We start from the raw sequence: 13,715 nt of genomic DNA, 5'->3' as shown, positions 1-13,715 counted from the left end.
CTTTCAGTGCCCGCAGTGCGGAGGTCACGCGGTCACTTGCCGCCGTTGATGACGGCTTCCTCGACGGCGCCCTCGGCGACGCCCCACTTGTCCAGGATCTTCTCGTACTCGCCGTTGGCGATGATCGCGTCCAGGGCGGCCTTCAGGGCGTCCCGCAGCTGGGCGTCGTCCTTGGCCACCGCGATGCCGTACGGCGCCGCCTCGACCTGCTCGCCGACCAGCTGGAAGTCCTTGCCGCCGCCGGAGGTCTTCACGGCGTACGCGGCGACCGGGAAGTCGGAGGAGCCGGCGTCCGCGCCGCCGCCGCGCAGGCGGGTCTGGGCCTGCTGGTCGTTGTCGAAGGCCTCGATGGTGATCTTCTTGCCCTTGGGGCACTTCTTCGACTCGGCCTTGGCCATGTCCTCGGAGACCGTGCCGCGCTGCACGACGATCTTCTTGCCGCACAGGTCGGACCAGGTCTTGATGCCCTGGTCGTCGCCCTTCTTGGTGTAGATCGAGACACCGGCGGTGAAGTAGTCGACGAAGTCGACGCCCTCACCGACCTTCTTGCCGGTGTCGGAGTCGATGCCTTCCTGGCGGTCCTTGGTGTCGGTCATCGCGGACATGGCGATGTCGTAGCGGCCCGAGCGCAGACCGGTGATCAGGGTGTCGAAGGTGCCGTTCTCGAACTGGAAGTCGACGCCGAGCTGCTTGCCCATGGCGTCGGCGATGTCCGGGTCGATGCCGACCGTCTTGCCGGAGGCGTCCTTGAACTCGACGGGGGCGTAGGCGATGTCCGAACCGACCTTGATGATGCCCTTGTCCCGGATCTCCTTGGGCAGTCGGTCGGCCAGCGGCGCCTCCACGGCCTTCGTCGCGGTGTCCGTGCTGTCCGAGCCGCCGCCGTTCTCCGTCTGGTCGCCGCAGCCGGTGAGCAGCAGGGCGCCTGCGACCGCGATCGAGCCGACCGCGGCGAGCCGAGCGCGCATGGCGGTCGTACGACGGATGGTGCTTGCGGTCATGGTGGGTTCCTCCGGCGGATGGGTGGAGTTGCCGATGGGTCGACGAGAACACACACCTTCGGGTGTCGCGACCTCGTGTGATTACGGCATCTTGCCATTCGGACTGAGCCATTCAGGCGGCCCGCTATGTCAAAATCGGATAACGGGTGACCCCCGAACCGCATCACTCCGGACAACACGGCCGCACCTTCTGCGGGAATGCCTCCTTCCAGCCGGAAGATCTTCGGCGCGTCTCAGTATGTGGATGAGCGATATCTGGCTTTTGCCGGATGTCGAGCGCTTGTCAAGGGTTTGTCGAGCCCTTGTCCCCATATTCATCCATGAGTCATGTCACCGGCATGTGACCTTCGCGTTATGGACTCGTCGGCGACGCCCTTCGTCCGGTAAGAAGGTTCTTTACACCCCTCATCCGGGGCAGGGCGCGTGTGCGGCGCGCCCGTCGTGTATGTGCCCGTACGCATCACTGACCGGGTCATACGCGGTGCCCGCCCACTCCTCACCAGGAGCGGATCAAACCCTCAAACCATGAACACCTAAGGGGTAAAACGAAGTGGCAGCGGAGATCGTCAATCCTCGCAGCGAGACGCATACGGACCAGGAGGGCGGTGCGGAGCCCCTCGATTCCTTCGATCCGGCGTTCGCGCTGCACCGCGGCGGCAAGATGGCTGTGCAGGCCACCGTGCCGATCCGCGACAAGGACGACCTGTCCCTCGCGTACACGCCCGGCGTCGCGAAAGTGTGCACCGCGATCGCCGAGCAGCCGGACCTCGTCCACGACTACACCTGGAAGTCGTCGGTCGTGGCCGTCGTCACGGACGGTACGGCCGTGCTGGGGCTCGGTGACATCGGACCCGAGGCCTCCCTCCCCGTGATGGAGGGCAAGGCCATCCTCTTCAAGCAGTTCGGCGGCGTCGACGCCGTCCCGATCGCGCTGGCCTGCACCGACGTCGACGAGATCGTCGAGACCGTGGTGCGGCTGGCCCCGTCCTTCGGCGGCGTGAACCTGGAGGACATCTCGGCACCCCGGTGCTTCGAGATCGAGCGCCGCCTCCAGGAGCGGCTCGACATCCCGATCTTCCACGACGACCAGCACGGCACGGCCGTCGTCACGCTGGCCGCGCTGCGCAACGCGGCCCGGCTCAGCGGGCGGGAGATCGGGCAGCTGCGGGCCGTCATCTCGGGCGCCGGCGCGGCCGGTGTCGCCATCGCCAAGATGCTGGTCGAGGCCGGCATCGGTGACGTCGCGGTCGCCGACCGCAAGGGCGTCGTCTCGGCGGACCGGGAGGACCTGACCGACGTCAAGCGCGAGCTGGCCGGGTTCACCAACAAGGCCGGCCTCACCGGCTCCCTGGAGGACGCCCTCGCGGGTGCCGACGTCTTCATCGGCGTCTCCGGCGGCACGGTGGCCGAGGAGGCCGTCGCCTCCATGGCCGAGGGCGCGTTCGTGTTCGCCATGGCCAACCCGAACCCCGAGGTGCACCCGGACGTCGCGCACAAGTACGCGGCGGTCGTGGCCACGGGCCGGTCCGACTTCCCGAACCAGATCAACAACGTGCTGGCGTTCCCCGGCATCTTCGCCGGCGCGCTCCAGGTGCGGGCCTCCCGGATCACCGAGGGCATGAAGATCGCGGCGGCCGAGGCGCTGGCCTCGGTGGTCGGCGACGACCTCGCCGCCGACTACGTCATCCCCTCGCCGTTCGACGAGCGGGTCGCTCCGGCCGTGACGGCGGCGGTGGCCGCGGCGGCCCGGGCGGAGGGCGTGGCACGGCGGTAACGCCGACGCGCCGAGGCGCTGAGATCGGCCGAATGGCCCCGTCCTTCCGGGCGGGGTCATTTTTTTACCTGGGCGTTGGGCTGGTCGGGTGGCCGCGCCTCGCGTGGGGGAGGGGCGGCGCCCGCCGTACGCCGCTGCGGGTGGTCTGTGGCCGGTCGCGCACGCGGCGGATTCGCATATCGACACAGCCCCGCGCCCGTGAAGGGGCGTGCGGTCGCCCGGCGTGCAAGAGGGTATGTCTCACAGGGTGGTGCGGTTCCGTCGGACCGGACGTACGCCTATCGTCGCCCCCATGTTCGCTGTCTACGCCGCCCGAATCGACCGCGACCAGCCGCTCACCGGCCTGGAGTTGGGGGAGCGCCCCGCCCCCGAGGCCCGTCCCGGCTGGAGTGTCGTCAACGTCAGGGCCGCCTCCCTCAACCACCACGACCTCTGGTCCCTCCGCGGCGTCGGCCTCCCCGAGGACCGGCTGCCGATGATCCTCGGCTGCGACGCCGCCGGGATCGACGAGGACGGCAACGAGGTCGTCCTGCACTCCGTCATCGGCCAGAGCGGCCACGGTGTCGGCCCGAAGGAACCCCGCTCCATCCTCACCGAGCGCTACCAGGGCACCTTCGCCGAGCAGGTCGCCGTGCCGACCTGGAACATCCTGCCCAAGCCGAAGGAGCTGTCCTTCGAGGAGGCCGCCTGTCTGCCGACCGCCTGGCTGACGGCGTACCGGATGCTCTTCACCAACGCCGGGGTGCGCCCCGGTGACTCGGTGCTCGTGCAGGGCGCGGGCGGCGGCGTCGCCACGGCCGCCATCGTGCTCGGCAAGGCGGCCGGGCTGCGCGTCTTCGCGACCAGCCGCGACGAGGCCAAGCGCAAGCGGGCGCTGGAACTCGGGGCCGTGGAGGCCGTGGAGCCCGGTGCGCGGCTGCCGCAGCGGGTCGACGCGGTGATCGAGACGGTGGGCGCCGCGACCTGGTCGCACTCGGTGAAGTCGCTGCGGCCCGGCGGCACGCTGGTCATCTCCGGTGCCACCAGCGGCGACCGGCCCTCGCACGCCGAGCTGACGCGGATCTTCTTCCTGGAGCTGAAGGTGGTCGGTTCGACCATGGGCACCAAGGACGAGCTGGAGGACCTGCTGTCGTTCTGCGCGGCCACGGGCGTGCGGCCGGTGATCGACGAGGTGCTGCCGCTGGACCGGGCGCGCGAGGGGTTCGAGCGGCTGGCCGCGGGCGACCAGTTCGGCAAGATCGTGCTCACTCACTCCTGAGCAGCGCGGGCGGGATGCCCGAAGCTGACGGCCGGTCCGGCGATGTTCGGGCCGGCCGTTTTCGCACCCCGGATGTCAACCAGGGTTGACGCCTCCTCGTTGTCAACGTACGTTGACAGCATGACCGAAGCAACGGATCTGGCCGAGCGGGCCGGTGACCGCGACCCCCGGGTCGGGCTGCGGGCCGTCGCCGCCCTGCGCCGGCTGCTGGAGCAGTTGGAGGCCGTGCAGGTGCGCAGCGCGCGCCAGCAGGGCTGGTCGTGGCAGGAGATCGCCGCGGAACTCGGAGTGAGCAGGCAGGCCGTGCACAAGAAGTACGGGAGGCGATGATGTTCGAGCGGTTCACCAAGGACGCCCGTGAGGTGGTGAAGGGGGCCGTCGCCCACGCCGGGCGCGAGTCGGCGCGCACCGTCGACGCCGGGCATCTGCTGCTGGCCCTGCTCGACCGGGAGGCGAGCCGGGGTTCCTTCGTCCTGGCGGCGCTGGGAGCCGACTCGCGCCGGGACTCGGTGACCGGGGCGCTGGCCGAGGCGCGGCGCCGGGCCGGGCTGTCCCAGGCGGAGACCGAGGCGCTGGCCGGGCTGGGGATCGACGTGGCGGAGATCGTGGCCCGGGTGGAGGAGGTGCACGGCGCCGGTGCCATGTCCGGGTCGCCGAAGGAGAAGGCCTGGTGGGGGTCGGGCCGTCCCTCCTTCGGTCGCGAGGCGAAGGAGGTTCTGGAGAAGTCCCTGCGCATCGCCCTCGCCCGGCGCGACAAGTCCATCGGCGACCACCACATCCTCCTCGCCCTCACGGCCCGCCCGGGCGTGGCCGCGGAGGTGCTGGCCGACCACGGCGTCACCTACGAGTCGGCGACGCGGGTGCTGGACGGCGGGGGAGAGGCGCGGGCGGGGTGAGGACGAGTGCGGTGGGGGCGCGGCGGGTGAGGTGAGGGGTGGGTGAGGTGTACGCCGGCCGCGCCTCGGCGGCTGCACCTTCGCCGGCTACGCCTTCGGCTTCGGGGCGCGCAGCAACGCGCCGATGTGGGCCGCGGCCGTGGACAAGTGGCGGCGGGCCTCGCGGAGTTGATCCTGGGTGACGCCGTGGTCGCGGGCCGTGTCGCGGATGTCGTCGCGGAAGCGGTCCAGGAGGCGCTCCAGGTCGCGGGCGGAATCGCCGGTCGGGGGCTCATGGGCCCATGACGGCTCGTAGTCGGCCGGGAAGTCCTGGTGGGTGGTCGAGAACTCCGGCTCGGGGCCCGCCTTGGCCGCCCTGGTCCCGTTGCCGAGGCCGAAGCCCAGGTCCCTGCCGAACTCCTTGCCGAAGTCCTTTCCGAACTCGCCGAACTCCTTGGTCAGTTCCGTCAGGCCCTCCCGCAGGCCGGTCGGCCAGTCGCCCCGCGCGAAGTGGTCCTGCACCTGCTCCTGCACCCGCCGGGCGATGCGCTGCACCTCCTCCTGGGCCTGCGCCCGTGCCCGCTCCTGCGCCTCCTTCGCCTGGCGCCGGGCGCGCTGGGCCTCCTCGCGGGCCCGGCGGCTCTCGTCCTTGGCGCGGCGGGCCTGCTCCTTCCACTCCTGCTTGACGCGCCGCATCTCCTCCTTCGCCGCGCGCCAGGCCTCCTTGTCCACCGGCTCCTCGGCGCCGCCCGCGCCCTGCCGGGCCTGGCTTGCCGCCGCGGCCCGCATCTCGCGCCGCAGATCCCCGGCCGCGCCTCGCACATTGGCCCGGATCTCCGCGGCCAGCTCGGCCACCGACTCCAGGATCTCCAGCTCCAGGTCGGCCAGTTCACCGCTGCGCTCGGCCAGTTCGCCCCGGCCCGCGTCCGTGATGGCGTAGACCTTGCGACCGCCCTCGGTGGTGTGGGTGACCAGGCCTTCGCTCTCCAGCTTGGCCAGGCGCGGGTACACCGTGCCGGCGGACGGCGCGTACAGCCCCTGGAAGCGTTCCTCCAGGAGGCGGATCACCTCGTAGCCGTGGCGCGGGGCCTCGTCGAGCAGCTTCAGCAGATAGAGGCGGAGGCGGCCATGGGCGAAGACGGGGGGCATGTCAGAGCACCTTCTTGTCGGTCGTGCCGTCGGCCGGGGCGCTGGTCGGGTCGCTGGTCGGGGACGGGTCCTCGCCCGGGCCGGCAGCGGCATTGTCCCCCGAGCCGTCCGGCGAACCCGCCACCCGGGGTCCGGCCTCCCGGGGTCCGGCCTCCCGGGGTCCGGCCTCCCGGGGTCCGGCCTCACGTGGCCCGGCTTCCTGGGGTCCGGCCTCGCGGGGTCCGGTCTCCCGGGGTCCGGCCTCGCGTGGCCCGGCTTCCTGGGGTCCGGCCTCGCGGGGTCCGGCTTCCCGGGGTCCGGCCTCGCGTGGCCCGGCTTCCTGGGGTCCGGTCGCCCGGGGCCCGGTCTCCCGGGCCTCCTCCCCCGGCCCCCCTTCCCCCGGCCCCCCTTCGCCCGGCACCGCCGCCTCCGGTGGGCGGCGCAGCAGGGCGATCGCGCCCGTGACGGTCGTCGCCCTCAGGCTGCCGTTGCCCGCGCCGAGGCGGCCGGTGATGCGCTTGGCGCCCCACGGGCCGCCGACCCGCAGGTCCTCGAAGGCGCTGGAGACGGTCCCGCCGGCGGTGTGGGCTTCCACCTCCGCGTCCGCCGGCTGCGGCAGACGGATGGCGATCTCGCCGGAGACGCTGGTGAGGCTGACGTCGGTCCGGCGGCCCGCCGGGTCCAGGTCGACGATCATCGAGCCGCTGACCGACTCGGCCTTCACCGAGGATCCCGCCTCGACGACGGTCAGGTCACCGGAGACGGAGTGGAACCGCAGATCGCCGGTGAGTGCCTGGGCCTCCAGGTTGCCCGAGACGGTGTCCGCGCGGACCGGTCCGGCGAGCCCGACCAGCGTGGTGTCCCCGCACACACCCCGCACGTCCACCTCGCCACCGACGCCCGAGACCACCGACGTGGCGGCGACGGCACCCACGCGGACGCGAGTGCCCACGGGGACGGCCAGGGAGACCACGGCGCTGCGCTGCCGGCCCTTGGGGTCGAGCCAGGTGAGGAAGTCCTTCCAGGGCAGGTCCTCGTAGGCCACCGTCAGGGTGCCGTTCTCCTGGGTGACCCGCAGGGGCGGGCCCTCGACGTCCGAGATCTCCAGACGGGCGGGCGCCTCGTCCGTGCCCACCACGTTCACCGTCCCGTTCACGATCCGGACGTGCAGCTCGCGCACCGGCTCGTCGAAGGTGAGCTTGCTCGGCTCCGCGACGGACCACTCGGACATGGTGCAGACCTCCTCGACCAGCACACCGTCGACGACGCGCCATATCGCGTCTCACCTCATTCACGATATATCGCGGGTGCGGAAAGTCAACCGCCGACCGGGACACCCGCCCACTTATCCTTGACCTCATGTACTTCACGGACCGTGGCATCGAGGAACTGGAGAAGCGGCGCGGCGAGGAGGAGGTCACCTTCGAGTGGCTCGCCGAGCAGCTGCGGACGTTCGTCGATCTGAACCCCGACTTCGAGGTGCCGGTGGAGCGGCTGGCGACCTGGCTGGCCCGGCTGGACGACGAGGACGACGAGTAGCAGCCCGAAAAACGGCGACCGGGCCGCATCCCCTGCGCGGGGATGCGGCCCGGTTCGCGTAACGGACGACCGTCCGGGGCTTACGCCTCGAACACCTCACGCACCAGCTGCTCCTGCTCGGCCTGGTGCCGCTTCGCGGAACCCACGGCCGGGGACGAGGAGTGCGGACGCGAGATACGGCGCAGGCGCTCGCCGTGCGGGACGTCGGCGCCGACCGCCAGGTCCAGGTGGTCGATCAGGTTGAGCGCGATGAACGGCCAGGCACCCTGGTTCGCCGGCTCCTCCTGGGCCCACAGGTACTTCTCGGCGTTCGGGTACTTCTTGATCTCCGCCTGGAGCTCGGCACCCGGCAGCGGGTACAGCCGCTCGATACGGATGATCGCGGTGTCCTTCACGCCGCGCTTGACCCGCTCGGCCTCTAGGTCGTAGTAGACCTTGCCCGCGCAGAAGACGACCTTCTTCACGGCCGCCGGGTCCACCGAGCTGTCGCCGATGACCGGGCGGAACTGGCCCGTGGTGAAGTCCTCCGCCTTCGACGCGGCGGCCTTGAGGCGCAGCATCGACTTCGGGGTGAAGACGACCAGCGGCTTGTGGTGCGGGTTGTGCACCTGCCACCGCAGGAGGTGGAAGTAGTTCGCCGGCGAGGTCGGCATGGCGACCGTCATGTTGTTCTGCGCGCACAGCTGGAGGAAGCGCTCCGGGCGGGCGGACGAGTGGTCCGGGCCCTGGCCCTCGTAGCCGTGCGGCAGGAGCAGGACGACGCCGGAGGTCTGGCCCCACTTCTGCTCGGCGGAGGAGATGAACTCGTCCACGACCGTCTGGGCGCCGTTGACGAAGTCGCCGAACTGGGCCTCCCACAGCACGAGGGCGTCGGGGCGGGCCAGCGAGTAGCCGTACTCGAAGCCCATGGCCGCGTACTCGGACAGCAGCGAGTTGTAGACGTTCAGCCGCGCCTGGTCCTCGGAGAGGTACTGAAGCGGCGTGTACTCCTCGCCGGTGTTGCGGTCGATGATGACCGCGTGGCGCTGGCCGAAGGTGCCGCGCTGGGAGTCCTGGCCCGCCAGGCGGACCGGGACGCCCTCCAGCAGGAGGGAGCCGAAGGCGAGGGTCTCGCCCATGCCCCAGTCGATGGTGCCGTCCTCGACCATCGTCGCCCGGCGCTGGAGCTGCGGCAGCAGGCGCGGGTGGACGGTGATGTGGTCGGGGATGTTGACCTGGGACTCGGCGATCCGCTTGACGACCTCCGTGGTCACCGCGGTGTTCACGGCGACCGGGAACTCGGCCTGCGGGTCGGAGGTCTCCACGGCGGTCGGCTGCGAGGTGGCCTCGCGGACCTCGGTGAAGACCTTCTCCAGCTGGCCCTGGTAGTCCTGGAGCGCCTGCTCGGCCTCTTCCAGGGTGATGTCGCCGCGACCGATCAGGGACTCGGTGTAGAGCTTGCGCACCGAGCGCTTCTTGTCGATCAGGTCGTACATCAGCGGCTGGGTGAAGGCCGGGTTGTCCGACTCGTTGTGACCGCGGCGGCGGTAGCAGATGAGGTCGATCACCACGTCCTTGTTGAACGCCTGGCGGAACTCGAAGGCGAGCCGCGCGACGCGGACCACGGCCTCCGGGTCGTCGCCGTTCACGTGGAAGATCGGGGCCTCGATCATGCGCGCCACGTCCGTGGCGTACATCGACGAGCGCGAGGACTCCGGGGCGGCCGTGAAGCCGACCTGGTTGTTGATGACGATGTGGACCGTGCCGCCGGTGCGGTAGCCGCGCAGCTGCGACATGTTCAGGGTCTCGGCCACCACGCCCTGGCCCGCGAAGGCCGCGTCGCCGTGGATCGCCACCGGCAGGACGGTGAAGTCCGTGCCGCCCTTGTTGATGATGTCCTGCTTGGCGCGGGCGACGCCCTCCAGGACCGGGTCCACCGCCTCCAGGTGCGAGGGGTTCGCGACCAGCGAGACCTTGATCTGCTCGCCGTCCAGGCCGGTGAAGGTGCCCTCGGCGCCCAGGTGGTACTTCACGTCGCCGGAGCCGTGCATCGACTTCGGGTCGAGGTTGCCCTCGAACTCGCGGAAGATCTGCGCGTACGACTTGCCGACGATGTTGGCGAGGACGTTCAGGCGGCCGCGGTGGGCCATGCCGATGACGACCTCGTCCAGGCGGGACTCGGCGGCCGAGTCCAGCACCGCGTCCAGCAGCGGGATGACGGACTCGCCGCCCTCCAGCGAGAAGCGCTTCTGGCCGACGTACTTCGTCTGCAGGAAGGTCTCGAAGGCCTCCGCCGCGTTCAGCCGGCGCAGGATGCGCAGCTGCTCCTCACGCTCCATCCTGGCGTGCGGGCGCTCCACGCGGTCCTGGATCCACTTGCGCTGCTTGGGGTCCTGGATGTGCATGAACTCGATGCCGGTGGTGCGGCAGTACGAGTCGCGGAGCACGCCGAGGATGTCGCGCAGCTTCATCATCGACTTGCCGGCGAAGCCGCCGACGGCGAACTCGCGCTCCAGGTCCCACAGCGTCAGCCCGTGCTCGACGATGTCGAGGTCGGGGTGCTTGCGCTGCTTGTACTCCAGCGGGTCGGTGTCGGCCATGACGTGGCCGCGGACCCGGTAGGAGTGGATCAGCTCGAAGACGCGGGCGGCCTTGGTGACGTCGTCGTCGTGGGACGCGTCGATGTCCTTCAGCCAGCGGACCGGCTCGTAGGGGATGCGCAGCGCCTCGAAGATGCCGTCGTAGAAGTTGTTCTCGCCGAGCAGCAGGTTGGCGACGGTGCGCAGGAACTCGCCGGAGGCGGCGCCCTGGATGACCCGGTGGTCGTAGGTCGACGTGAGCGTCATGACCTTCGAGATGCCGAGCTTGTTCAGGGTGTCCTGGGAGGTGCCCTGGAACTCCGCCGGGTAGTCCATGGAGCCGACGCCCATGATCACCGACTGGCCGGGCATCAGCCGCGGCACGGAGTGGACGGTGCCGAGGCCGCCGGGGTTGGTCAGGGAGACCGTGACGCCGGTGAAGTCGTCCATGGTCAGCTTGCCCTCGCGGGCGCGGCGGACGATGTCCTCGTAGGCCTGCCAGAACTCGAAGAAGTTCAGCGTCTCGGCCTTCTTGATCGCCGCGACGACCAGCTGGCGGTCGCCGTTCGGCTTCACCAGGTCGATCGCCAGGCCGAGGTTGACGTGCTCCGGCTTGACCAGGGTGGGCTTGCCGTCCTTGATCTGGTACGACCAGTTCATCGACGGCATGGCCTTGATGGCCTGCACCATCGCGTACCCGATGATGTGCGTGAAGGAGATCTTCCCGCCGCGGGCGCGCTTGAGGTGGTTGTTGATGACGATGCGGTTGTCGAACAGCAGCTTCACCGGGACGGCGCGGACCGAGGTGGCGGTCGGCATCTCCAGCGAGGCGTCCATGTTCTTCGCGACCGCGGCGGCGGGGCCGCGCAGCGTCACCAGATCGGGGCCCGCGGACTCCTTGGCGGGCTCGGCCTTCGCCTGCGGCTTCGCGGTCGGCTTGGCGGGCGCCGGGGCGGCCTGGGCGGCCGGAGCGGCCTGGGCCGGCGCGGCGGCGGACTGCGGGGCAGCCGGAGCCGGAGCCGGGACCTGGGCGGCCGGGGCGGCGGGCGCGGCCGGAGCCGCGGGTGCGGCCGGCGGCTGAGCGGTGGGGGTGGTCTCCGCGGCCCCCGCGGCCGCGGTACCCGCCGGAACCGGGGCGCCTGCCGCCCCCGGCTTGTAATCGGCGAAGAAGTCCCACCAGGCGCGGTCTACGGAATTCGGGTCCTGGAGGTACTGCTGATAGATCTCGTCGACGAGCCACTCGTTGGCACCGAACGCGGCAGCGGGGTTCTTGCCCGCTTGGTCGGTGTCGGTGGAGATGCTCGATGCGTTACTGGGGGACTGTGGCGACACGGCGGCAACCGCCCTCTTCCGCTTCACAAGGTGATGGACAGCGGGAATAAAGGCTACGCCTCCATGACCGCGAAGGTCAGGCCCGGCCCGTTCATCGTCGCGTAAGTCACATCGGAAAGCGTGTTTCGGGCTTGATAATGGCGGGAAACAAGCGTGGTTCCGGTCTGTGACCAGCCGCAACGGGTACGACGAGCCAGGCCCTGCGCGCCACGAGGCGCGGGCCCTTGCCTGATCACACGTGTCCGGCAGCGCGGACGTCCGTGGATCTTGTGGCTCCGCTTCGAACTTTACGTCAACTCGGCACGGATGGCAGTCCCGGAAGAGTGACAAGAATCCGGCAACCCCGCTCGGATTCGGCCACTCCGATCCGCCCGCCGTGCAGATCCACCGCCCAGCGCGCGATCGCCAGGCCCAGCCCCGTGCCCCCGTCGCTGCCCGGGCCGTGCGGCCGGCTGACCACACCCCGGTTGAACCGCTCGAACACCCGGTGCCACTCCGAACGCGGGATGCCCGGACCCTCGTCCAGCACCTCCAGCTCCAGCGACTCCGGCTGCGCCCCGCGCCGCGCCTTCACCGTCACCCGGCCGTGCGGCGGGCTGTGCTTGACGGCGTTGTCGATCAGGTTGGCGACGACCTGGTGGATGCGCTCCGGATCGGCGTGCGCGGTCAGCTCCGGCGGGGAGACGTCGAGGTGGAGATGGACGTCGGTGCGGGTGTGGCTGCCGGAGCCGGAGGCGATGCCCGCGCGCGCGGAGGCCACCATGTTGGCCTCCTTCAGCACGCCCGACAGATACGGCCACACCTCGAACCGCCGCTTCTTCAGCGGTACGACGCCGTTGTCCAGCCGGGACAGGTCCAGCAGCGTCTCCACCAGCCGCCCCAGGCGCTCGGTCTGCTTCAGCGCCGTACGCATGGTCTCCGGGTCGGCCTCCGTGACACCGTCGACGATGTTCTCCAGCACCCCGCGCAGGCCCGCGATGGGGGTGCGCAGCTCGTGCGAGACGTTGGCGACCAGCTCCTTGCGCTGGCGGTCCTGGGCCTCCAGCTCGTCGGCCATGACGTTGATCGTCTGGGCCAGGTCGCCGAGTTCGTCGCGCCGGTTCTCGCTCACCCGGCGGCTGTAGTCGCCGTGCGAGATGGAGCGGGCCACCGCGTTCATCTCGTCCAGCGGAGAGGTGAGCGAGTGCGCCACGAACTGCGTGATCAGCAGGGTGGCGATCATCGAGAAGACCGTGATGAAGCGCAGCTCGGTCTCGGTGCGCATGGCCACCATCATCAACCCGGTGGTGATCAGCACCGAGATGACGACCAGCGCCCCCAGCTTGGTCTTGATCGAGAACGGGCGTACGCCGCCCCAGGGCTCGCCGGGGCTCCTCCGTGCGGCTCTCCGCCCGTCGCTCATGGCGTCGGCGTCTCCAGGGCGTAGCCCACGCCGTGCACCGTGCGGATCCGCTCGGCGCCGATCTTCCGGCGCAGCGCCTTGATGTGGCTGTCGACGGTGCGGGTGCCGGAGGCGTCCGCCCAGTCCCACACCTCGGCGAGCAGCTGCTCACGGGAGAGCACCGCGCGCGGGGTGTTCGCCAGGCACACCAGCAGGTCGAACTCGGTGGGCGTGAGGTGCACGTCCTCCGACTTCACCCGGACCCGGCGCTGCGCGTGGTCGATCTCCAGTTCGCCCAGGCGCAGGATGCCGCTGCGCGGGGTGGAGGCGGCCAGCGCGGCCCGCTCCACCCGGCGCAGCAGGACGTGCACCCGGGCCGCCAGCTCCCGCATGGAGAACGGCTTGGTCATGTAGTCGTCGGCACCCACGCCGAGGCCGACCAGCATGTCGGTCTCGTCGTCGCGCGCGGTGAGCATCAGGACCGGGACGGGCCGCTGGGCCTGGACCCGGCGGCACACCTCCAGACCGTCGAAGCCCGGCAGCATGATGTCGAGGATCAGCAGGTCGGGCTGCCAGGCCTCCGCCGTGTCGACCGCCGCCGGACCGTCACCGGCCGTTTGCACCAGGAATCCCTCGGCGCGCAGGCGGGCCGCGATGGCGTCGACGATCGTCGCGTCGTCCTCGACCACCAGGACCCGGCGCTGTGCGCCCGGGGTGGTCGTCGCCGTGCCGTTGTGGGAGGTGTGTGTCTGCTCCATCGCCCGCCCCAAAAGTGTGCTTTCCGGAATCAGTGGGGTGATCCCTTGTCTGCGCATGACTGCGATTGACGCTTGAATGATCCGCGTCAGGGAAGCAGCGTACGGGGAGTC

Annotated in this window: 11 protein-coding genes; 5 read left to right on the top strand and 6 right to left on the bottom strand. The window is 70.6% G+C overall.

Annotated elements, in window-relative coordinates; genetic code table 11:
* Positions 1–32: 32 nt before the first annotated feature.
* Positions 33–1,001, bottom strand: a complete 969-nt coding sequence (locus ACIG0D_RS13500) for an ABC transporter substrate-binding protein (RefSeq protein ID WP_399799596.1) — start codon at positions 999–1,001, stop codon at positions 33–35.
* Positions 1,002–1,551: 550 nt separating this feature from the next.
* Here ACIG0D_RS13500 and ACIG0D_RS13495 point away from each other — a divergent pair.
* The 4 genes from ACIG0D_RS13495 (at position 1,552) to ACIG0D_RS13480 (ending at position 4,929) form a co-directional block, all read left to right on the top strand.
* Positions 1,552–2,775, top strand: coding sequence for an NADP-dependent malic enzyme (locus tag ACIG0D_RS13495; protein WP_399799594.1), 1,224 nt, complete (start codon positions 1,552–1,554; stop codon positions 2,773–2,775).
* A gap of 292 nt (positions 2,776–3,067) precedes the next feature.
* Entirely contained in the window at positions 3,068–4,033 is a 966-nt protein-coding gene (locus ACIG0D_RS13490) for a zinc-binding dehydrogenase (protein ID WP_365757982.1), read from the top strand.
* Positions 4,034–4,153: 120 nt separating this feature from the next.
* A complete protein-coding gene (locus ACIG0D_RS13485) occupies positions 4,154–4,363 on the top strand; it encodes a helix-turn-helix domain-containing protein (RefSeq protein WP_360214730.1) in 210 nt (69 codons plus the stop codon).
* Complete coding sequence (locus ACIG0D_RS13480) at positions 4,363–4,929, top strand: Clp protease N-terminal domain-containing protein (RefSeq protein WP_399800274.1); 567 nt, start codon at positions 4,363–4,365, stop codon at positions 4,927–4,929. The genes ACIG0D_RS13485 and ACIG0D_RS13480 overlap by 1 nt, the downstream gene beginning before the upstream one ends.
* Positions 4,930–5,016: 87 nt before the next feature.
* Here ACIG0D_RS13480 and ACIG0D_RS13475 read toward each other — a convergent pair whose 3' ends face one another.
* The gene (locus ACIG0D_RS13475) at positions 5,017–6,057 is read right to left on the bottom strand and encodes a helix-turn-helix transcriptional regulator (protein ID WP_399799591.1); all 1,041 of its coding nucleotides are present in this window, start codon (positions 6,055–6,057) and stop codon (positions 5,017–5,019) included.
* Position 6,058: 1 nt separating this feature from the next.
* Positions 6,059–7,267 carry a hypothetical protein gene (locus ACIG0D_RS13470; protein WP_399799588.1) on the bottom strand — a complete coding sequence of 403 codons (1,209 nt, stop codon included), beginning with the start codon at positions 7,265–7,267 and terminating at the stop codon, positions 6,059–6,061.
* 128 nt (positions 7,268–7,395) lie between these two features.
* Here ACIG0D_RS13470 and ACIG0D_RS13465 point away from each other — a divergent pair, with 128 nt between their 5' ends.
* Positions 7,396–7,575, top strand: a complete 180-nt coding sequence (locus tag ACIG0D_RS13465; protein WP_003992906.1) for a DUF6104 family protein — start codon at positions 7,396–7,398, stop codon at positions 7,573–7,575.
* Positions 7,576–7,655: 80 nt separating this feature from the next.
* Here ACIG0D_RS13465 and ACIG0D_RS13460 read toward each other — a convergent pair whose 3' ends face one another.
* From ACIG0D_RS13460 to ACIG0D_RS13450, 3 genes are all read right to left on the bottom strand, one after another.
* A complete protein-coding gene (locus ACIG0D_RS13460) occupies positions 7,656–11,465 on the bottom strand; it encodes a multifunctional oxoglutarate decarboxylase/oxoglutarate dehydrogenase thiamine pyrophosphate-binding subunit/dihydrolipoyllysine-residue succinyltransferase subunit (RefSeq protein ID WP_399799585.1) in 3,810 nt (1,269 codons plus the stop codon).
* Between the two features lie 292 nt (positions 11,466–11,757).
* Positions 11,758–12,867 carry a sensor histidine kinase gene (locus ACIG0D_RS13455; protein WP_399799583.1) on the bottom strand — a complete coding sequence of 370 codons (1,110 nt, stop codon included), beginning with the start codon at positions 12,865–12,867 and terminating at the stop codon, positions 11,758–11,760.
* Positions 12,864–13,604, bottom strand: coding sequence for a response regulator transcription factor (locus tag ACIG0D_RS13450; protein ID WP_043504074.1), 741 nt, complete (start codon positions 13,602–13,604; stop codon positions 12,864–12,866). The genes ACIG0D_RS13455 and ACIG0D_RS13450 overlap by 4 nt, the downstream gene beginning before the upstream one ends.
* Positions 13,605–13,715 lie beyond the last annotated feature (111 nt).

The organism is Streptomyces sp. NPDC052773, assembly GCF_044547145.1.
Classification (GTDB): Bacteria; Actinomycetota; Actinomycetes; order Streptomycetales; family Streptomycetaceae; genus Streptomyces.
The sequence above is the reverse complement of the archived record's forward strand: the minus strand, read 5'-3'. Positions and strand labels throughout refer to the sequence as shown.

Bases quoted from the DNA above. Each gene is read 5' to 3' on its own strand.
- ACIG0D_RS13475 (WP_399799591.1), bottom strand. From the start codon at position 6,057: ATGCCCCCCGTCTTCGCCCATGGCCGCCTCCGCCTCTATCTGCTGAAG.
- ACIG0D_RS13455 (WP_399799583.1), bottom strand. From the start codon at position 12,867: ATGAGCGACGGGCGGAGAGCCGCACGGAGGAGCCCCGGCGAGCCCTGG.
- ACIG0D_RS13490 (WP_365757982.1), top strand. From the start codon at position 3,068: ATGTTCGCTGTCTACGCCGCCCGAATCGACCGCGACCAGCCGCTCACC.
- ACIG0D_RS13470 (WP_399799588.1), bottom strand. From the start codon at position 7,267: ATGTCCGAGTGGTCCGTCGCGGAGCCGAGCAAGCTCACCTTCGACGAG.
- ACIG0D_RS13465 (WP_003992906.1), top strand. From the start codon at position 7,396: ATGTACTTCACGGACCGTGGCATCGAGGAACTGGAGAAGCGGCGCGGC.
- ACIG0D_RS13485 (WP_360214730.1), top strand. From the start codon at position 4,154: ATGACCGAAGCAACGGATCTGGCCGAGCGGGCCGGTGACCGCGACCCC.
- ACIG0D_RS13450 (WP_043504074.1), bottom strand. From the start codon at position 13,604: ATGGAGCAGACACACACCTCCCACAACGGCACGGCGACGACCACCCCG.
- ACIG0D_RS13500 (WP_399799596.1), bottom strand. From the start codon at position 1,001: ATGACCGCAAGCACCATCCGTCGTACGACCGCCATGCGCGCTCGGCTC.
- ACIG0D_RS13480 (WP_399800274.1), top strand. From the start codon at position 4,363: ATGTTCGAGCGGTTCACCAAGGACGCCCGTGAGGTGGTGAAGGGGGCC.